This is a genomic window from Pectinatus brassicae, from assembly GCF_014201835.1.
Lineage (GTDB): Bacteria > Bacillota > Negativicutes > Selenomonadales > Selenomonadaceae > Pectinatus > Pectinatus brassicae.
In genome coordinates this window covers 1-1,167 of record NZ_JACHFH010000086.1, presented here as the reverse complement: position 1 = coordinate 1,167, position 1,167 = coordinate 1, and the positions used below count along the sequence as shown (strand labels likewise).

At 37.1% G+C, this 1,167-nt stretch carries 1 protein-coding gene; it reads left to right on the top strand.

The genetic code is table 11. The features are described from left to right. The first annotated feature begins 100 nt into the window (after window positions 1–100). Window positions 101–1,142 (top strand): IS630 family transposase gene (locus HNR32_RS13755; RefSeq protein ID WP_375782650.1). Its coding sequence is split into 2 segments (ribosomal slippage): window positions 101–591 and window positions 590–1,142, totalling 1,044 coding nucleotides; the frame shifts between segments, so codons are not numbered across the junction. Window positions 1,143–1,167: the final 25 nt, after the last annotated feature.

Genomic DNA, 1,167 nt, shown 5'->3' with positions numbered 1-1,167 from the left:
CTATATATAACGTGTTAAACAATTCAACATAAGCCCTATTTTCTTTTATTGCAATGTAGTACAGTCTATTTAACCATATTGATAAAAGGAAAGTGTTGTCATGAGTGAAACGGAAAGCCCAAAATTGCAAGAAATAACTGCTGCAATGAAATCAACTAAAGATCGTCGTATGTTTGAGAGATATCAAGCAGTAAAGTTGTATTTAGAAGGTCATCTGATTGTCCAGATTGCAAAAATTATCGGCAGAAGCCGTATAACTATTGGTTCGTATATTCATGCCTATTTGGCCAAAGGACTATCCGGTTTAGAACGCAAGCATTCTCCTGGCCGACCATCCTTTCTAAGTGAAATTCAAAAGCAGCAGGTAAAACAGGTTGTTTCCCAACAACGGCCTGAGGATGTTGGTTTTCCAGCCGAAATGAATTGGACTTGTCCCCTAGTCGCTGCTTGGATTTATCGTCAATTCGAGATAAAGTATACAGAACGTGGGGTATTGGATTTACTGCACGATTTGGGTTTTAGTTGTACTCGCCCTACATACACATTGGCCAACGCTAATGCTGAAAAGCAAGAAGACTTTAAAAAAATTTAGCAATATCAAAACTCGTCTATTCAATAACGATATTGACCGGATACTTTTTGAAGATGAGGCAATGATTCGCGATTATCAAGCTATTGGCCGTACCTGGTTTCTCAAAGGACAGCAGCGGATCATTCCTACTTTTGGCAAACATCAGGGTGTCAAATTAGTTGGAACGTTAGATTACGAAACTGGTGAAATCTTTTGTGTAGAAGAAGAGAAGTATGATGCAATGGTTTTTCTGAGGTTTTTGGAAAAAGTACTTGCGAAGTACCCAGGGCAACGAATCGTAATGATATTGGATAATGCAAAAATTCACCATGCAAAGCTACTTCTACCATTTCTTAAAAAACATGAATATCAACTTGAATTAGTTTTTTTACCGCCATACAGCCCTAACCTCAATCTTATTGAAGAATTTTGGGGCTGGCTCAAGCGTTCTTGTGTGTATAATGTGTTTTATTCTTCTGCTCAAGAAATTCGCTGTCATGTTCAGAAATTTGTTGAAGAAGTTAACAAAAAATCAGCAGAAGTTATTGATCGGCTTTGTATTTCACTGTAAAATTCTTTAGTTCGTTATATATAGA